The sequence below is a fragment of the Trebonia sp. genome, from assembly GCF_049794275.1.
Lineage (GTDB): Bacteria > Actinomycetota > Actinomycetes > Streptosporangiales > Streptosporangiaceae > Trebonia.
Map to the genome: position 1 here is coordinate 1 of NZ_JBARCR010000780.1, position 17,625 is coordinate 17,625.

The window sequence follows — 17,625 nt, forward strand, 5'->3', positions numbered from 1 at the left end:
AAGACCTCGCTGACCGGCGCAGGCGCGGTCATCGACATCGTCACCGATGACATGCCCTACCTGGTCGACTCGGTGACGATGGAGCTCAACAGGCACCTGGCCGACATCAGGCTGATCGTCCATCCGCTGCTCACCGTGCAGCGGGACGTGACAGGCGTCGCGCACGGGACCGTGCAGCCGAACATCGGCGCCGAGCCACCCGCCGGCACGATCCAGGAGTCCTGGATCCACGTGGAGCTGAGCGACGTCGACGATTCCGCCCAGCTCGCCGCGGACCTGCGCCGGGTGCTGGATGACCTGCGGATCGCCATGGAGGACCAGCGGCGGATGCGGTCGGCCGCCCGCGAACTGGTCGCCGGGCTCACCGACGTCGGCGACCCGGAGGAGGCGGAGGCCGGCGAGCTGCTTGCCTGGCTGTCGGCCGGCCATTTCCTGTTCCTCGGCTACCGCGAGTACGACCTGGCCGGCCAGGGGGAGGAGCCGGCGCCGCGGCCGGTTCCCGGCACCGGCCTCGGCATTCTCCGGCACGACGGGGCCGACTCGTTCGCCGTGACGCGGTCCCGGCCGGACGAGAACGACGGCGGCGACGCGAAGCGGCTACGGCCGCTCGTGCTGGCCAAGTCGAGCACGAAGTCCACCGTGTACCGGCCGAGCTACATGGACTATGTCGCGGTCCGCACGTTCGGTCCCGACGGCGAGCCGGCCAGCGAGCACCGGTTCCTCGGCCTGTATACGCAGTCCGCCTACACCGAGTCGATCACCCGCATCCCGGTGCTGCGCCGCAAGCTCGACGTGATGCTCGAGGCGGCCGGGCTGCCCGCGGACAGCCATGACGGTAAGGACCTGATCGAGATCCTCGAGGGCTACCCGCGCGAGGAGCTGTTCGAGATCAGCGTCGCCCAGCTGACCCCGATAGCGCTGGCCGTGCTGCGCCTGGGGGAGCGCAAGCAGGTCCGGCTGTTCCTCCGCCCCGACGTCTACGGCAGGTACATGTCCTGTCTGGTGTACCTGCCAAGGGACCGGTACACCACGAAGGTCAGGCTGGCCTGCCAGGAGATCCTCCGCCGCGCGCTGGGCGGCGTGTCCGTCGACTACAGCGCGATGGTCAGCAACTTGGCGCTCGCGCGGCTGCACGTGGTGGTGCACGGGGAGCCTGGCCGCCCGCTGGCGCACCCGGACCCGCTGGCGCTGCAGGCCGAGATCGCGGCCGCGGTCCGCTCCTGGGACGAGGACCTGACCGCGGAGGCCGAGCGACAGCTCGGCGTCGATCGCGCCGTCACCGTGGTGAACGCGTGCTCCGTCGCGATCCCTGAGCCGTACAAGGCCGACACCAGGCCCGCCGAGGCGGTGGCGGACTTCACGACGGTGGAGCGGCTGCAAGAGCTGTCCCTCCCGTTCGGGCTGCGCCTTTACATCAGTCCGAACGGAGGGTGGCGACTCCGGGTCTTCCGCATGTCTCCGATCACGCTGTCGGACGTGCTGCCGCAGCTTCAGCACATGGGGCTTGAAGTCGTCGACGAGCATCCGTACGAGCTGTGTGGAACCATGGGCCCGTTCTGGATATACGACTTCGGGCTGCGGCGGAGGCGCGCGCCGCTGACAGCCGCGGAAGCGGACGCGGCCCGCGGCAACTTCGAGGCTGCGCTGACCGCGTTGTGGCGGGACCAGGTCGAGGACGACGCGTTCAGCGGGCTGGTGCTGGACGCGGGGCTGACCTGGCGGCAGGTGGTCCTGCTGCGCGCGTACGCCCGGTACCTGCGGCAGGTCGGTGCCCGGTTCAGCCAGGACTACCTGCAGCGGGTGCTGCGCGCAAACCCGGCGATCGCGCGGCTGCTTGTCCGGCTGTTCGAGTCCAGGTTCGACCCGGCGCGGCAGGCCGGCGCGGCCGAGCGCAGCGAGGCGATCTCAGAAGAGCTGCGCGGCGCCCTGGACGAGGTGGTGAGCCTCGACCACGACCGCATCCTCCGCTCCTACCTGGCCCTCATCGAGGCCACCTTGCGCACGAACTACTTCCAGGCCGCGGGCGAGGCCGCGTACCTGGTGCTCAAGCTCGCGCCTGAGGGCGTGCCCGGGGTGCCCGCGCCGCGACCCAAGTTCGAGATCTTCGTGTATTCGCCGCGGTTCGAGGCGGTGCACCTGCGGTTCGGCGCGGTCGCGCGGGGCGGGCTGCGCTGGTCAGAGCGGCCCGAGGACTTCCGTACCGAGGTGCTCGGCCTGGTCAAGGCGCAGGAGGTGAAGAACGCGGTCATCGTCCCGTCCGGCGCCAAGGGCGGCTTCGTCTGCAAGCGGCTGCCGGACCCGGCCGACCGCGAGGCGCATGCGGCGGAAGTGCTCGCCTGCTACCAGATGTTCATCAGCGGGATGCTCGACATCACCGACAACATCGTGGACGGCCAGGTGGTGCCGCCGCACGGCGTGGTCCGTCTCGACGGCGACGACCCCTACCTGGTGGTGGCCGCGGACAAGGGCACCGCGACGTTCTCCGACATCGCGAACAAGATCGCGGAACGGTACGGGTTCTGGCTCGGTGACGCGTTCGCGTCCGGCGGCTCGGAGGGCTACGACCACAAGAAGATGGGCATCACCGCGCGCGGCGCCTGGGAGTCCGTGCGCTGGCACTTCGCCGCGCTGCGGCTGAACCCGGACACCGACGACTTCACGGTCGCGGGCATCGGAGACATGTCCGGCGACGTGTTCGGCAACGGCATGCTGCTGTCCAGGCACATCAAGCTGGTCGCGGCCTTCGACCACCGGCACGTGTTCCTCGACCCGGACCCGGATCCCGCGGCCAGCTTCGCCGAGCGCGAGCGGCTGTTCGGCCTGCCCCGCTCCTCGTGGGCGGACTACGACGCGGCGCTGATCTCGCCGGGCGGCGGCATCTGGCGGCGGGACGTCAAGGCGGTCCCGCTGACCGCGCAGGCACGCGCGGCGCTCGGCATCGCCGAAGGGACGCTCTCGCTGTCCCCCGACGAGCTGATCTCCGCGATCCTGAAGGCCCCGGTCGACCTGCTGTGGAACGGCGGCATCGGCACGTACGTGAAGGCCTCGCACGAGACGCACGCGGACGCGGGCGACCGGTCCAGCGACGCGGTGCGGATCGACGCGACCGAGCTGCGCGCCCGGGTCGTCGCGGAGGGCGGCAACCTCGGGCTGACGCAGGCCGCGCGCATCGAGTACGCGCTCAGCGGCGGCCTCGTCAACACCGACTTCATCGACAACTCGGCCGGCGTGGACACCTCCGACCACGAGGTCAACATCAAGATCCTGATGGCCGGCGGCATCGACCATGCCGAGCGCGCCAGGCTGCTGCACGAGATGACCGACGAGGTCGCCGCGCTCGTGCTGCGGCACAACGACGGGCAGAACATGGCGCTGGCCGCCGCCCGCTACCAGGCCCCTCGGCTGCTCCACGTGCACGCCAGGTACCTGCGCCAGCTCGCCAGGGACAAGCAGCTGTCGCTGGAGGGCGACGTGCTGCCGACCGGCAAGGAGATCGCCGCCAGGCGGTCAGCGGGTACCGGCCTGACCACCCCGGAGCTGGCCTTGCTGCTCGCGCACACCAAGATCGCGGCCGGCCAGCAGGTGCTCGGCTCCGACCTGCCCGACGACCCGTACCTGCGCACCATGCTCACCAGCTACTTCCCGGCGCCGCTGCGCACGAGGTTCGCGGAGCGGATGAGCGCGCACCGGCTGCGCCGCGAGATCATCACCACCTCGCTGGTCAACGAGATGGTGGACACCGGGGGCAGCACGTTCCTGTTCCGGCTGGAGGAAGAGACGGGGCTGCCGGTGCCGGACATCACCCGTGCCTGGCTGGTCGCCCGCGAGGTGTTCGACATGCCCGCGTTCTGGCGGCGGCTCGGGCAGCTGGCCGGCCAGGTCGACGTGGAGGCCAGGATCCTGCTGGTCCTCGAGGCGCGCAAGCTCGTGGAGCGGGCCACCCGGTGGCTGCTGATGAACAAGCGTCCGCCGTTCGGTGTCGCGGAGACGGTGAACTCGCTGAGCGAGGGAGTCGCGACGGTACGGTCCGGAATACCCAAGGTGCTGTCCGGCAGCGATCTGACCAGCTACGAAGAGCGGCGCGCGGCCTTCGCCGCCCGCGGCGTGCCCGCCGGGCTAGCCGACGAGGCGGCGGCCATGGTCCCGTCCTACTCGGCCTTCGACATCGTGACGAGCGCGGCGATGACCTCCCGCGGCGTGGAGGAGACCGCGGCGGTGTACTTCGCGCTCGCCGAGCGGCTGCAGCTCGACCGGCTCCGCGAGCTGATCGTGGGGCTGCCGCGCGAAGACCGCTGGGCGTCCATGGCGCGGTCGGCGCTGCGGGACGACCTGTACGCCGCGCACGCGGCGCTGACCAGGGACGTGCTCGCGATCGACGGGGACCGCCACTCCGCCGACGGGCAGTCGCAGGCCGCCGAGCGGGTCGCCGCCTGGGAGGCGCGGAACGCGGCCGCCGTTTCCCGTGCGGAGGCGACGCTCGCCGAGATCTGGCAGAGCGAGCGGTTCACGTTCACCACCCTGGAGGTGGCTACCCGGGTGATCAGGACGCTGGTGGCGCCGCTGCCCGCTCAGGCGGCGCTGGCGTAGGTCAGGCCGCCGCCGATGGCGATGACCTGGATCTTCGCTGCTGTCGACGCGGTCCCGGCCGGCGGGTCGACAGCAGCGAAGGAAAGCAGCTGCTGGGTATCGAGGCTTAGCCGCGGCACCGGCTGGCCGGGTGTCAGCAGGAAGGCCAGGTAACCGGGGACGGTGATGGGCGGCCCGGTCTTGACCACGCCCTTGTTCAGGATGGCCGGGACCTCGACGGCGCTGTCCAGGTACATCTCGTAGAAGACCAGCGCGCCGCCGTCGGCCGTGCGTAGCGCGACGTTCGAGTAGTGGGTGCCTTCCAGCTCCCATTGGTAGAGGTCGCCGGCCGGCGCAGTCATGGCGGCGCGTGCCGCCGCGTAGATGCCGGTGGTGAGGTTCCCCGCGGCGACCACCTTCGTGGCGGGACTGGCCGGACCGTCGTCCACCACGGCGGCCTGCAGCGGTCCCGTGGCGTCGGGGCGGGCGAGTTGCGCGCCGCTGTTCAGCGGCACCGTGGCCACGTAGCCGGCGCTGTCGGTGGCGAGCGGCGGCACGGACACGCCGGCCGGCAGCTGCGAGGTACTGGACAGCAGCCAGGGGGCGGTCGCGCTGCCTTGCACGAACACCATCAGCACCCGACCGGTGGCGGCGAGCGAGAGCCCGGCGGTCCCGCCTGGGCTGCCTGGCCGGCCGACGAGCGAGCGCGTCACGCTGGCGACGAACCAGCGCGGATATCCGTCCTGCCGCGGCAGGACGACGGCGGGGGGGCCGTAACGGTACCTGGCCAGCGCTCCGGTGCCGGACTTGGCGGCCTTGAGCTGGGTGGTGATCGTCAGCTTCTGCACGCCTGTGACGTTGGAGAGCGCCAGCGACGCGTCGCCGGTGCTGGCCGCGCGGTCGGCGACGGCTACGTAGGCAGCGAAGACCTGGCCAGCCTGCGCGGTGGTCACTTCCGGGGTGGTGCTGCCCGCCTGGGTGCCCGCGCTGGTGGTCGCGGGGGTCGAGGTGCAGCCTGCGGCGGCGAGCGCCGCTGTCAAGGCTAGTGCCGCGCCTGCCCAGGCCAGCATGCGCGTCCGGCACTTTCTGTCTGCCACGAATCGGGAGGATACCGGCTCTTCGTCTGCTACCGTGGCGTCTCGCCTTCCTCAATACGCTGATAAGCCTTTTCTCGCGTAGGCTTTCCCGCATGGCAGCTACCGATCCCGCCGATGAGATATCGGAACTGTCGTCAAAGCTCGACACCATCGAAGCCGTACTGGACCCGGAGGCGATGCGGACCGAGGCCGTTGACCTTCGCGAGCAGGCCGCGGACCCGGCCCTGTGGGAAGACCAGACGCGCGCCCAGCAGGTCACCAGGCGGCTTTCCTACTTGGAAGGCGAAATGTCGCGGCTAGAGAACCTGCGGCAGCGCCTCGACGACACTCGCGTACTGTTCGAGCTTGCCGACGACGAGCACGACCAGTCCGCCAGGGACGAGGCGGCTGGCGACCTCGCCCGGCTGCGCAAGGAGGTCGACCTGCTCGAGATCCGCACCCTGCTGAACGGCGAGTACGACAACCGCGAGGCGCTGATCACGATCAACTCGCAGGCGGGCGGGGCGGACGCGGAGGACTTCGCGGGAAACCTGCAGCGCATGTACCTGCGCTGGGCGGAACGGCACAGGTACCCGGCCGAGGTCTTCGACGTGTCCTACGGTGAGGCGGGCATCAAGTCCACCACGTTCGCGGTGAAGGCGCCGTACGCGTATGGCACGCTGCGCGGCGAGCAGGGCACGCACCGCATGGTCCGCATCTCCAAGTACGACAACCAGGGCCGCAGGCAGACCTCGTTCGCCGGGGTGGACGTGATGCCCGTGGTCGAGCAGACCGATCACGTCGAGATCCCCGAGGACGAGATCCGGGTGGACGTGTTCCGCTCCTCAGGGCCCGGCGGCCAGGGCGTCAACACGACCGACTCGGCCGTCCGGATCACGCACCTGCCGACCGGCATCGTGGTGTCCTGCCAGAACGAGCGGAGCCAGATCCAGAACCGGGCCTCAGCGATGGCCGTGCTGCAGGCCAAGCTCCTCGAGCGCCGCCGCGAGCAGGAGGCGCAGGAGCTCGCCGCCCTCAAGGGCGACGGCGGCCGCGCCTGGGGGTCGCAGATCCGCAACTACGTCCTCTACCCGTATCAGATGGTGAAGGACCAGCGAACGGGCTACGAGACGTCGCAGGCGGAATCCGTTCTCGACGGCGAGATCGACGACTTCATCGACGCGGAGATCCGCTGGCTGCGCCGCGGTGAGAACGGAACCAAGCAGGCCTAGGCCGCGGGACCTCCGGCACCCCCGGCGCCCCCGACGTCCCCGGCACCTGGTGCCACCCGCCGCTGACGGCCGCCCCTGAAGAAGTCCGAGCCCCTGCCGAGGTGGTCGAGGACGGCGCCACCCAGCAAGACCAGCGAGGTGATGAAGGTCAGGATCAGGCCCGGGCCGAGGTTCAGGCTGCCCAGGCTGCCGAGGCTGCGGTTCGCCACCAGGAACCCGAGGCTGATCAGGACGTCGATGAACCCGACCACGATGGACAGCTGCGCCCAGGTGAAACCCAGCACCGCGTCGGGGAAGCCGTTGCCGAAGACCTTGATCGCTGTGAAGACGACGATCGCGAGGCTCAGCAGCGGTACCCAGGTGGCCGTCAGCAGCAGGCCGGGGATCGTTTCCGTGGACCACGCGTTGGCGCTGCCGCCCGCGTCGCTGTACCAGGGGAGGAAGCCCCAGATGAACAGCAGGACGCCGGTCACCATCACGATCGCCTGGCCGAGAGTCATCCTCTGCACCAGCGGCGGCCAGTTTGGCGCCGCCTCGTGTATGGCCTCGGCGACCTCTGGGTCCTCAGGCGCGAACGTGTCGAACGCCGGCTCTTCCGGGCCGAACGTGTCATACGCCGGCTCTTCCGGGCCGAGCGTGTCGAACGCCGGCCTGTCAGCGGCCACCGGCTCCGCTACGACAGGCATGTCGGAGAGCGTCTGCTCCACGGCAGGAGTGTCGGCCGGCTCTTCCCTGTCCGGCACGAAGGCCATCTCTTCCGGCGCCAGCGCGCCCGAGGGCTCTCGCTCGGCCGCCATGTCCTCGTGGTCCGTCACGGCCGGCATGTCGAAGCGCGTCTCCGCGGGCTCATTTGCCGCCGGCGCTTCAGCGGCTGGCGTGTTCGCCGGAGCTTCCGCGTCCGGCGCGCCGGCCGGCCCGGAGCTCGGTGCGTACTGGCTGTCCGGTCCCTCCTCGGGATCACGGCTGGGAGTACTCATCTGAAAACCCCTACCTGTTCGTGTGGTGCGGCAGAGACATGACGCCCACCCGCCAGTCGCCGAAGACTAGTGATTATGTCGCGAATACGCGTGCTTCATCAATTCTCAGGACGAAAAAAGCGCATAGCCCTTAAGGCGGGGCCTGCCGGGGGGGCAGCGGACGGAGCGCTACCCGATCACGCGGGTGACGATGAGCAAGCCGAGGAGAAGGATCAGGGCGGCGGCGATGACCAGTTGCGGGGTGAGACCGCCAAAGCCGTGGTGGTGAACGTGCGCGCGGGCCGCGCGGCAGGCCGGGCAGCGCCCCTCCACAACAGGGCCAGCACAGTGTGCGCAGATCAGGTGCTCGCAGCTCATCTCGTTACCCCTTCCGGTAGCGGTGCCCTGGCGCACTTGGCGTGATCTGGCGGCTTAGCTGCCAGTTTCCCCCTAGACTGTTCCCTGGCTTAACCAGGTTACCCGCAAGTTGCCCGGCTAGGCCCGAAATACCCGCCCGGCCGATGATAGGCCTGTCCCCTTCCGTCGAGATCGAAGTGATGGTCCTGTGATCAACTTTGACAACGTCACCAAGATCTACCCGAACCAGAATCGGGCCGCCCTCGAAAACGTCGACCTCGCCGTCAACAAGGGTGAGTTCGTATTCCTCGTCGGCCCCTCCGGGTCCGGCAAGTCGACCTTCCTCAGGCTGATCCTTAAGGAGGAGCGGCCCTCCGAGGGACGCATCCACGTCGCGGGCAAGGACCTGGCGCGGCTGACGAACTGGAAGGTGCCGCACCTGCGCCGCCGGATCGGGTGCGTGTTTCAGGACTTCCGGCTGCTGCCGAACAAGAACGTCTACCAGAATGTGGCCTTCGCCCTCGAGGTGATCGGCAAGCCGCGGCGGTTCATCCGCCGCGTGGTGCCCGAAGTGATCGACCTGGTGGGCCTGGAAGGCAAGCACGAGAGGATGCCCGACGAACTGTCCGGAGGCGAGCAGCAGCGCGTCGCGATGGCCAGGGCGTTCGTCAACCGTCCGATGATCCTGCTGGCCGACGAGCCGACGGGGAACATCGACCCGGCGACCTCGATCGGCATCATGAAGGTGCTCGACCGGATCAACAGGACCGGGACGACCGTGGTCATGGCTACCCACGACGCGGCCATCGTCGACTCGATGCGCAAGCGCGTCATCGAGCTCGAGTACGGCAAGGTGGTCCGCGACCAGGTGCGGGGCGTGTACGGCCAGGCGTATTAGCCGGCATCTATTACCGTCGGCTTACGGCGGGCCCGCGAGATCACAGATGACTACCCAGGGATGAGATAAGGCCTGTATGCGTTCAAACTTCGTGTTCCAGGAGATCTGGGTCGGACTGCGCAGGAACCTCACCATGACTGTCGCGCTCATCGTGGTGGTGGCGATCAGCCTGTCTCTGCTCGGCACGGGGCTGCTGTTCGTCAAGCAGGTCGACAGCACTCGGACGTACTGGCAGAGCAAGGTGGAGATCTCCGTCTATCTGTGCACCACGGCCAGCCCCAACCCGAACTGCCACGGGTCGATCACGCCGGCGCAGCAACAGCAGATCCAGACGACGCTGAGCTCCATGCCGCAGGTCCAGAGCGCCACCTACGTGTCGCAGACGCAGGCCTACCAGCTATTCAAGCAGGACTTCTCCAACGACCCGTCGTACGTCTCGACAGTCAAGGAAACCGACATTCCGCCGTCGTTCGAGGTCAAGCTCCGTAACCCGGAGGCCGACTACAACATCGTCGCGAGCGCGGTCACTGGGGCGCCAGGCGTGGACTCCGTCATCGACGAGATGACTATCCTCGACAAGTTCTACCGGCTGCTCGACGGCGCAAGGAACGCGGTCATCGTCGTCGCGCTGATCCTCGTCGTCGCGGCGGTCCTGCTGGTGGCGAACACGATCCGGCTGTCGGCGTTCAACCGGCGGCGGGAGACCGGAATTATGCGGCTGGTCGGCGCGTCTAACTTCTATATTCAGCTGCCCTTCCTGCTCGAGGGCGTGATCGCCGGCCTGCTCGGCTGGGCGCTCGCGGCCGCCCTGCTCATCGGGGTCAAGTCGCTGCTGCTGAACAACCTGCAGCAATACTTCAGCTATAACGTCGGCCTGTCGGCCACTGACCTGGTCGAGGTCATACTGCTGGCTATGTTTGTCGGGGTGCTGCTGTGCGGCGTGACGTCGTTCGTGACGCTCCGCCGCTATCTGCGGGTCTAGCCGCCGGTGGCCCGGGCGCTGCCGCGGTGCGTTAGTCCCGGGCCAGGCGGGTAGCCGCAAGCTGGCTGACAGGAGAGACGTGGCACGCGAGCAGGGAAGCAAGGTCATCGCCAGGAACCGGCGCGCCCGGCATGACTACACGATCGAGGAAGTCATCGAAGCGGGCATCGCGCTCACCGGGACCGAGGTGAAGTCACTGCGCGCCGGACGTGCGTCACTAACCGATGGGTTCGCGCTGATCTCTGACGGGGAAGTCTGGCTGCATAACGTTCATATACCGGAGTACACGCAAGGCACATGGACCAACCACGTGCCTAGGCGGACCAGGAAGCTCCTGCTGCACCGGGGAGAGATCGACCGACTGGTCCGCAAGACATCGGAGCAGGGCCTGACGCTTGTCCCGCTGTCGATGTACTTCAAGGACGGCAAAGTCAAGGTGGAGCTCGCACTTGGCCGTGGCAAACGGACATACGATAAGAGGCAAGACCTGGCCCGGCGGGACGCTGCCAGGGAGGTCGAGCGTGCCCTACGGCGACGACGGTGACCCCGGAGGCGGACGGTGACAGCGGGCTCGCGCGAACGGGGTAGCCATGCTGGGCGCCCTCGCGGCTACGCGCTTCCCCGCCCCCGCCTAGGGGCCGGGGTGCCGCGAGGCACCCCTGATGCGCAAGCCGCGCCGCCGGGAACACCGCCGCCGCCTCCCCGGCCAACCGGGTCTCGCGCGTCCGGCAGCCGCCATCGCAAGCCTCGCGTGCGCCGCGTCCGGCCGTCCCGCCGGCAGCGGCTGGCCGCGATCATGGTGGTCGTCATCGGTCTGCTGTGCGTCGGATTCGCGACCGGCTTCGGCGGCGCGTCATCTCCCGAGCCGGCCGTGCAGGCGTTCCTGCTCGACTGGCAGCAGGGCAGGTACGCGCAGGCCGCCGCGCTGACCACGGGGAACGACGCGCAGGTGGTCAGCCAGCTCACCGCCGCCTACACCGACCTGGACGCCACGAACGCTTTCCTGGCGATGAACTCGGTCACGCAGCACGGGGACACGGCGGTCGCGACCTTCAAGGCCACTGTGGACCTGGCCCAGACCGGCCAGCAGTGGAGCTACATAGGGCGGTTCTCGCTGGCCGTGCGGAACGGGCAGTGGCTCGTCAACTGGGCGCCGGACGCCATCAACCCAAGTCTCGGGCCGGGAGACCGGCTCGCGGTGCTGACCAGCTTCTCGCCCCGTGCCCCGGTGGAGGACTCGGACGGCCAGCCCCTGCTCTCGTCGTCCGCCGACTATCACGTCGGCGTCTACCCTGGGCGGCTGTCGAACATGGCGCGCACGGCGGCGGAGTTCAGCCTGATCACCGGGCTCAGCGATCAGCAGGTGCTCGGCCAGATCCGTGCCGCGCCGCCGCGCCAGTTCCTTTCGCTGCTCACGCTCGATCCCGCGTCGCCGCAGTTCCAGGGGATATGGTCGCGGCTGGTCAAGGTGCCAGGGCTGACCTCACAGCGCAAGACGGAGCGGTTGTTCGGCTCGGGCGCCGCCGAGGTCGTCGGCACGATAGGCACCGAGAACTCCGGCGCGCTGCGGGCCGAGGGCGCCGCTTACCAGCCCGGCGAGACGGTGGGGCTGTCCGGGCTCGAGCAGACCTACCAGGACACGCTGGCCGGCACGCCGAGCACCTCCATCGTCGTGGTCAACGCGGCGGGCCAGACGGTCGCGACCCTGTCGACCACGGCTGGGCAGGCCGGCACCCCGGTACGGATCACCATCGACAGCCATGACCAGGCGGTCGCCGCCGCCGCGCTCGCGGCGCGGCACAACTCCGGCGAGATCGTCGCCGTCGACTCGAGCACCGGCGAAGTCCGCGCCCTCGCCGCGCATCAGGCCGGCAGCGTGCCGCTGCCGCCCGACGGACCGCTGGCCGCCAGGCTGCAGCCGGGTATGGCGTTCAGCATCGTGTCCGCGGCGGCATTGCTCGGCACCGGCGACGTCAGCACCAGCCAGCCGCTGCCCTGCCAGAACGTCGCCAACGTCGGCGGCCAGACGTTCACCTACCAGCCGGGTCCTGCGGCCTCGACAACCTTCGCGGCGGACTTCGCCGCCGGGTGCGGGACAGCCTTCGCGACCATGTCGGAGAAGCTGACCGCGCGCCAGCTTTCGACGGTGGAACGGTCCTTCGGCATCGGAACACCGTGGAACCTGCGGGTGCCCGCGTTCTCCGGGTCGGCCGCTGCCGTCACCGGCCAGGCCGGCGTGGCGGCGCAGGTGACCGGCACCGGCGGCGTGCTGATGAGCCCGCTCGGCATGGCGATGGTGGCGGCCGAGGTCGACGCCGGCACCGGCCGCACGCCGGTGATCGTCGCCGCTGACCCGCCGTCAACGTGGCAGGCGCCGCTGTCCACCAGCAAGCTTGGCGAGCTGCGCCAGCTGATGCGGCAGGCGGTGCAGTCGGGTTCCGCGCGCGGGGCCAACGTGCCGGGCGAGCCGGTGTACGGTCAGTCCGGCGTCGTGCAGACCGGCGCGCACGCCTACCTGAGCTGGTTCGTCGGATACCGGGGCAGCATGGCCGTGGCGGTCATCGAGACGGGCACCACCCAGGCGCAGGCCGCCGCGGCGCTGGCCGGAGCCTTCCTGAGTCACATCTCCTGAGCCAGTTGGCGAAGCACGCCTGCCATATGGCACACTGGACCCCGTGACGTCCGGGCTGATTATTATCGGCAGGCGCGTCGGCTGTTAGTACGACAAACGCCGACGCGCAGACCTCTCGTGCTCCCACGAGGGGTCTTTTCATTTGTCGGCCGACACAACCCAAGCCACACGGAAGAAACGGACAGCGACCATGCCCGACGACCAGTTCCACGTGTACGACACAACCTTGCGCGACGGCGCTCAGCAGGAGGGCCTGAACCTCACGGTTGCCGACAAGCTGGTGATCGCCAGGCACCTCGACCGGCTCGGCGTCGGGTTCATCGAAGGCGGCTGGCCGGGCGCGATCCCGAAGGACACCGAGTTCTTCCGCCGCGCGCAGACCGAGCTCGACCTGCGGTACGCCACGCTCGCCGTGTTCGGCTCGACCCGCAAGGCCGGCGTCAAGGCGGCCGACGACCCGCAGGTCGCGGCGTTGCGCGAGTCGCGCGCGCCGGTCGTCACGCTGGTGGCCAAGAGCCATGACCGGCACGTCAGGCTCGCGCTGCGCACCACGCTCGACGAGAACCTGGCGATGATCGCCGACACCGTGCGGCACCTGTGCGCCGAGGGGCAGCGGGTGTTCCTCGACGCCGAGCACTTCTTCGACGGCTACCGGTCCAACCCTGCCTATGCGCTTGAATGCGTCCGCGCCGCCGCGGAGGCCGGCGCGGACGTGATCGCGCTGTGCGACACCAACGGCGGCATGCTCCCGAGCGAGCTCGGCGACGTTGTGCGGGAGGTGACGCTCGCCACCCAGGCGCGGCTCGGCATCCACTGCCACGACGACACCGGCTGCGGCGTCGCCAACACGCTGGTCGCCGTCGAGGCCGGGGTCAGCCACGTGCAGGGCACCGCGAACGGGTACGGCGAGCGCGCGGGCAACGCGAACCTGTTCAGCGTGGTGGCCGGCCTCCAGCTCAAGAAGGGCCTTGGCGTCCTCGACGGCGACGGGATCAGGGAGATGAGCCGGATCGCGCACGCGATCAGCGAGGTCACGAACGTCACGCCGGACACCCACCAGCCGTACGTCGGGGTGAGCGCGTTCGCGCACAAGGCCGGGCTGCACGCGAGCGCCGTGCGCGTCGACCCGATGCTCTACCAGCACATCGATCCCGAGCGGGTCGGCAATGACATGCGGATGCTGGTCTCGGACATGGCCGGCCGCGCCTCGGTGGAGCTCAAGGGACGCGAGCTCGGCTACGACCTGTCCGGCGACAAGGAGGTCATCGGCCGGGTCACGGACAAGGTCAAGGAGCTTGAGGCCCGCGGCTACTCCTTCGAGGCGGCGGACGCGTCGTTCGAGCTGCTGCTGCGCGACGAGCTGGCCGGCGAGCGCAGGCGGCACTTCACCGTCGAGTCCTGGCGGGTGATCGTGGAGCGCCGCGCGGACGGCGCGGTGACCAGCGAGGCGACGGTGCGGCTGACTGCCAAGGGGGAGCGGGTGGTCGCCGTCGGCGAGGGCAACGGGCCAGTGAACGCGCTGGACAAGGCGCTGCGCGTGGCGCTCGAGCAGACCTTCCCCGAGCTGGCGAACCTGGAGCTCGCCGACTTCAAGGTGCGCATCCTGGAGGGCTCGCACGGTACCGGCGCGGTCACCCGGGTGCTCATCGAGTCCGGCGACGGCGCCGGCGACATGTGGTCCACGGTGGGCGTGGACGAGAACATCATCGCCGCGTCCTGGCACGCGCTTGAGGAGGCGGTCAGCTACGGCTTGCTCAAGGCCGGCCGCGAGCCGGACTGACCGGGCAGCGCCCGCTGGTACCGCTCGGCGAGCGCGCGTACCTCGACGGCCAGCTCCGGCGGTGCGTCCACCCGGAAGTCCCACCCAAGGAAGCCCAGGTAGACCGCCATCGTCGCCAGGCTGTCCGAGCCGGTGTCCAGCGTGCACGACTCGCTGGACACGGCGGTCACGGTCCCCACGTACGGCCCGATCCGCTCGCTGACCGCGGCGGCCGGGGCGAACACGGTCACCCGTGCCCGGTACCGCCACGCGCCGGTCGCGACCCGCCGCGCCACCCAGTCCGCCAAGGCCGCCGGGTCGGCTGCGGGCAGTGGCCGCGGCGTGAACCGGCCGCCGCCAGGCGTCCGCGGCGTGATCCTGTCGACGCGGAAGGTCCGCCAGTCGCCGCGGCCGACGTCGAACGCCACCAGGTACCAGCGCCGCCCCCAGTTCACCAGCTGGTACGGTTCCGCGTCGCGCTCGCTGGCCGACCCGTCGTGCGACAGGTAGCTGAACCGCAGCCGCTCCCTGGCCCGGCACGCCGCCGCGACCGCGGTGAGCACGTCAGGGTCAACCGTCGGCGCGGCCGACGCGAATGGCACCGGGGTGATGATCGAGCGCAGCCCGCCGACGCGGGTCCGCAGCCTGGCGGGCAGCACCTGCTCCAGCTTGGCCAGCGCCCGGAGGGAGGCCTCCTCGATCCCGGCGATCGCTCCCGTCGCCACGGTCCTGAGCCCGACGGCGACGGCGACGGCCTCCTCGTCGTCGAGCAGCAGCGGCGGCATCGCCGCGCCCGCGCCGAGCCGGTACCCGCCGGCGGCCCCGCGCGTGGCGAGCACCGGATAGCCGAGCTCACGGAGCTTGTCCACGTCATTGCGAACGGTCCGTGGCGACACCCCGAGCCGCTCGCCGAGCTCGGCGCCGGTCCATTCGCGCGGGGTCTGCAGCAGGGAGAGCAGCCGCAGCAGCCGCGCCGACGTTTCCAGCATGACTTCCAGTCTGCCGCACTATTAGGAACGCAGTCTTCCTAATAGCCGCCTAACGTTGGGTCTACAGCAAGGAACCAAGGAGGAGGCACATCATGGTGGACATGAAGCTAGAGCTGGTAGCGGTCCCCGTTTCGGACGTGGACCGCGCCAAGGCGTTCTACACCGAGAAAGCCGGCTTTCACGCCGACCACGACCACACGGTCAGCGCGGAGATCCGCTTCGTGCAGCTCACTCCGCCTGGCTCGGCCTGCTCGATCGCGATCGGCAAGGGCATCGTTGAGGGCGAACCGGGGAGCGTGCGCGGCCTGCAGATGGTCGTCGCGGACATCGAGGCGGCGCACGCGGATCTCGTCGCCCGCGGCGCCGAGGTCAGCGACGTCCAGGACCTCGACTGGGGAAGGTTCGTGTTCTTCGCCGACCCGGACGGCAACAAGTGGGCGCTCCAGCAGCTGCTGCCCCGTGGCTGACCAGCCAACGCTGAGCCTGCGCGCCCTCAACAGGGCCACACTGGACCGTCAGCTCCTGCTGCGCCGGCACGAGATGCCGGCGCAGCAGGCGATCCGGCACCTGGGCGGGCTGCAGGCCCAGGCGCCGCTCGCCCCCTACGTGGGGCTCTGGACGAGGCTGGCCCGCTTCACGACCGATGAGCTGTCGGCTCTTCTTTGCGAACGTACGGTGGTCCGGGCCCCGATCATGCGCGCGACCGTCCACCTGGCGGACACGGCGGACTTCGTCGCGTTCCGCCCGTTGTTCGGTCCGCTGATGGCGGCCGGCCTGCGGGCCAACTACGCCAGGACCCTGACCGGTGTCGACCCGGACGCGCTGGCCGCCCAGGCGGCCGGGCTGCTCGTGAAGTGCCCGCTGACCCGCGCTCAGCTAGCCAGGGACCTCGCGGCGGCCTGGCCGGCGGCCGAGCCCATGTCGCTCGCGTACGCGGTGACCTACCTGCTGCCCGTCGTCCAGGTCCCGCCGCGCGGCATCTGGGGCAAGAACGCCCAGGCCACCTGGACCACCGCCGAATCCTGGCTGGCCGAGCCCATCGGCCCGGCCAAACCTGAGGCGGTCGATGCCCTGGTTCTTCGCTACCTGGCCGCGTTCGGCCCGGCGACCGTGGCGGACATCCAGACCTGGTCCGGCCTGACCCGGCTGCGCGAGGTGACCGGCCGCCTCGAGCTGCGCGCCTACCGGGGACCCGACGGCGCGGAACTGCTCGACCTCCCGGATAAGGAACTGCCAGCGGAGGATGTCCCCGCGCCGCCCCGGTTCCTCCCGGAGTACGACAACCTGCTGCTCTCGCACGCCGACCGTCGCCGGGTCATCCCGCACACGCACCCGGTCCCGCTATGGCCCGGCAACGGTGCCACCCAGGGCACCCTGCTGATCGACGGCGCGTGGGACGCCACCTGGAAGATCACCGCCGATGCGCTGACGATCACCCCGTTCCGCCGCCTCACCGCGGTGGAAGAATCCTCGATCACAGCGGAAGCCGCGAAGCTGCTCGCCTTCACCTGCCCCGCGGACCCCACCAGGCCCATCCGCTTCAGCCCGGCCGAGTTAATCCAGGCGGTCAGCCCATCTTCCTATCACTTACGTGGGGACAATTCGGGCAAATCGGACGCGAAAGTGGTCATAACCGATAGGAAGATGCTGTCAGCCGTCGGTGGGCGCCTGGCCCTGCTCTCTCATGAGCTTTTCCACCGCGACCGGCGCGGTGGTCTCGAAGTCGAGCAGCCGCGCCCACTCCGGAGTGATGGTGACGGCGACCATCTGCTTGTACATGGCGCGGACCTGTGTCTCGAAATCCTCCCAGGCTTCCTGGGGGATGGCGCGGCGCGACGCCTGCAGGTATCCGTCGGGCACGCCGTCGACAGTTTCGAGCGCGGCCCGGCCCCGGACCAGCAGCACGCGCGGCGGCGGTCCCGGCACGTCGATCGTGATCGCGACCCGCCCGTCGGCCTGCAAGGCATCGACCTTCGGCGCGCCGGGAATCGTCCACATCAGGAAGCGGGCGCCGTCCCACAGGTACCCGATCGGGATCACCCGCGGCCCCCCGTCTCGCCCCGTGTACGACAGGTGCATGATCGGCTCGTCGCGCAGCAGCTGCCGCGAGATCGGCAGCTCCAGCACCTGCGCGGGATCAGCCATGAAGAATCACCACTCTCTCAGGGGATCGCCTAC

General features: G+C 69.8%; 13 protein-coding genes and 1 pseudogene. 9 read left to right on the top strand and 5 right to left on the bottom strand.

What is annotated here, in order from left to right; genetic code table 11:
* A partial coding sequence (locus tag WA805_RS20310) for an NAD-glutamate dehydrogenase (RefSeq protein ID WP_425243113.1) occupies nucleotides 1-4,587 on the top strand: 4,587 nt, incomplete at its 5' end.
* On the opposite strand, the gene WA805_RS20315 is transcribed toward WA805_RS20310, so the two are convergent.
* Nucleotides 4,569-5,663 carry a hypothetical protein gene (locus tag WA805_RS20315; protein WP_425243114.1) on the bottom strand — a complete coding sequence of 365 codons (1,095 nt, stop codon included), beginning with the start codon at nucleotides 5,661-5,663 and terminating at the stop codon, nucleotides 4,569-4,571. The genes WA805_RS20310 and WA805_RS20315 overlap by 19 nt on opposite strands.
* A gap of 92 nt (nucleotides 5,664-5,755) precedes the next feature.
* Here WA805_RS20315 and prfB point away from each other — a divergent pair, with 92 nt between their 5' ends.
* Complete coding sequence (gene prfB / locus WA805_RS20320) at nucleotides 5,756-6,874, top strand: peptide chain release factor 2 (protein WP_422289185.1); 1,119 nt, start codon at nucleotides 5,756-5,758, stop codon at nucleotides 6,872-6,874.
* Here the strand turns inward: prfB and WA805_RS20325 are convergent.
* Together WA805_RS20325 and WA805_RS20330 are read right to left on the bottom strand one after the other, a co-directional pair.
* On the bottom strand, nucleotides 6,871-7,851 hold the full coding sequence (locus tag WA805_RS20325; RefSeq protein ID WP_422337616.1) for a hypothetical protein: 981 nt from the start codon (nucleotides 7,849-7,851) through the stop codon (nucleotides 6,871-6,873). The genes prfB and WA805_RS20325 overlap by 4 nt on opposite strands.
* A 168-nt stretch (nucleotides 7,852-8,019) precedes the next feature.
* Nucleotides 8,020-8,208: a hypothetical protein gene (locus WA805_RS20330; RefSeq protein WP_422280845.1), complete on the bottom strand. Its 189-nt coding sequence runs from the start codon at nucleotides 8,206-8,208 to the stop codon at nucleotides 8,020-8,022.
* A 187-nt stretch (nucleotides 8,209-8,395) separates the two neighbouring features.
* On the opposite strand from WA805_RS20330, the gene ftsE reads away from it, so the two are divergent.
* The 5 genes from ftsE (at nucleotide 8,396) to cimA (ending at nucleotide 14,479) form a co-directional block, all read left to right on the top strand.
* Complete coding sequence (ftsE, locus tag WA805_RS20335) at nucleotides 8,396-9,085, top strand: cell division ATP-binding protein FtsE (protein ID WP_422280843.1); 690 nt, start codon at nucleotides 8,396-8,398, stop codon at nucleotides 9,083-9,085.
* Nucleotides 9,086-9,161: 76 nt separating this feature from the next.
* A complete protein-coding gene (ftsX, locus tag WA805_RS20340) occupies nucleotides 9,162-10,067 on the top strand; it encodes a permease-like cell division protein FtsX (protein WP_422280841.1) in 906 nt (301 codons plus the stop codon).
* A 79-nt stretch (nucleotides 10,068-10,146) separates the two neighbouring features.
* Nucleotides 10,147-10,611: an SsrA-binding protein SmpB gene (gene smpB / locus WA805_RS20345; protein WP_422280839.1), complete on the top strand. Its 465-nt coding sequence runs from the start codon at nucleotides 10,147-10,149 to the stop codon at nucleotides 10,609-10,611.
* Nucleotides 10,612-10,818: 207 nt separating this feature from the next.
* Nucleotides 10,819-12,699, top strand: coding sequence for an NTF2-like N-terminal transpeptidase domain-containing protein (locus WA805_RS20350; RefSeq protein ID WP_425243115.1), 1,881 nt, complete (start codon nucleotides 10,819-10,821; stop codon nucleotides 12,697-12,699).
* 190 nt (nucleotides 12,700-12,889) lie between these two features.
* Nucleotides 12,890-14,479 (top strand): citramalate synthase, encoded by a 1,590-nt coding sequence (gene cimA / locus WA805_RS20355; RefSeq protein WP_422276837.1) that lies wholly within the window; start codon nucleotides 12,890-12,892, stop codon nucleotides 14,477-14,479.
* On the opposite strand, the gene WA805_RS20360 is transcribed toward cimA, so the two are convergent.
* Nucleotides 14,443-15,447: a helix-turn-helix transcriptional regulator gene (locus WA805_RS20360; protein WP_425243116.1), complete on the bottom strand. Its 1,005-nt coding sequence runs from the start codon at nucleotides 15,445-15,447 to the stop codon at nucleotides 14,443-14,445. The genes cimA and WA805_RS20360 overlap by 37 nt on opposite strands.
* Nucleotides 15,448-15,539: 92 nt before the next feature.
* Here WA805_RS20360 and WA805_RS20365 point away from each other — a divergent pair, with 92 nt between their 5' ends.
* Nucleotides 15,540-15,914 (top strand): VOC family protein, encoded by a 375-nt coding sequence (locus WA805_RS20365; RefSeq protein ID WP_422326689.1) that lies wholly within the window; start codon nucleotides 15,540-15,542, stop codon nucleotides 15,912-15,914.
* A 73-nt stretch (nucleotides 15,915-15,987) separates the two neighbouring features.
* Nucleotides 15,988-16,941 (top strand): annotated as a pseudogene (locus WA805_RS20370) (winged helix DNA-binding domain-containing protein); the annotation flags it as partial.
* A 156-nt stretch (nucleotides 16,942-17,097) separates the two neighbouring features.
* On the opposite strand, the gene WA805_RS20375 reads toward WA805_RS20370, so the two are convergent.
* Nucleotides 17,098-17,592 (bottom strand): pyridoxamine 5'-phosphate oxidase family protein, encoded by a 495-nt coding sequence (locus tag WA805_RS20375; protein ID WP_425243117.1) that lies wholly within the window; start codon nucleotides 17,590-17,592, stop codon nucleotides 17,098-17,100.
* Nucleotides 17,593-17,625: the final 33 nt, after the last annotated feature.

What these genes read in the sequence shown, in the direction of transcription:
- prfB (WP_422289185.1), top strand. Translation starts at nt 5,756, where the DNA reads ATGGCAGCTACCGATCCCGCCGATGAGATATCGGAACTGTCGTCAAAG.
- WA805_RS20325 (WP_422337616.1), bottom strand. Translation starts at nt 7,851, where the DNA reads ATGAGTACTCCCAGCCGTGATCCCGAGGAGGGACCGGACAGCCAGTAC.
- WA805_RS20330 (WP_422280845.1), bottom strand. Translation starts at nt 8,208, where the DNA reads ATGAGCTGCGAGCACCTGATCTGCGCACACTGTGCTGGCCCTGTTGTG.
- ftsX (WP_422280841.1), top strand. Translation starts at nt 9,162, where the DNA reads ATGCGTTCAAACTTCGTGTTCCAGGAGATCTGGGTCGGACTGCGCAGG.
- cimA (WP_422276837.1), top strand. Translation starts at nt 12,890, where the DNA reads ATGCCCGACGACCAGTTCCACGTGTACGACACAACCTTGCGCGACGGC.
- WA805_RS20360 (WP_425243116.1), bottom strand. Translation starts at nt 15,447, where the DNA reads ATGCTGGAAACGTCGGCGCGGCTGCTGCGGCTGCTCTCCCTGCTGCAG.
- WA805_RS20365 (WP_422326689.1), top strand. Translation starts at nt 15,540, where the DNA reads ATGGTGGACATGAAGCTAGAGCTGGTAGCGGTCCCCGTTTCGGACGTG.
- WA805_RS20375 (WP_425243117.1), bottom strand. Translation starts at nt 17,592, where the DNA reads ATGGCTGATCCCGCGCAGGTGCTGGAGCTGCCGATCTCGCGGCAGCTG.